Origin of the sequence: Bacillus sanguinis (assembly GCF_018332475.1) — a bacterium.
Taxonomy (GTDB): Bacteria; Bacillota; Bacilli; order Bacillales; family Bacillaceae_G; genus Bacillus_A; species Bacillus_A sanguinis.
Genome location: NZ_BOQB01000680.1, coordinates 1 through 216 on the forward strand (window position 1 = coordinate 1; position 216 = coordinate 216).

The following is a 216-nucleotide window of genomic DNA, read 5'->3' on the forward strand; positions in this document are numbered from 1 at the left end:
TTATCAGAGAAAGATCAAAAAGTATATGCGTTACGAAACATGTTGGAGGTTTACATAGAACTTAAAGATTGGAAAAATGTTAATAAGGTTATGAATGAAGCATTTCATTTTTTATCGATTTATGATGTACCAATTGCATTTGTTCAACTATATGGGTTGAAAGCTAAAGTATTCAAAATACGTGGAGATTATTATGAATATGAGAAAAATATGCAA

General features: G+C 27.8%; 1 pseudogene. It reads left to right on the forward strand.

What is annotated here, in order from left to right:
- Positions 1–216: pseudogene (locus KI369_RS29185) on the forward strand (helix-turn-helix domain-containing protein); the annotation flags it as partial.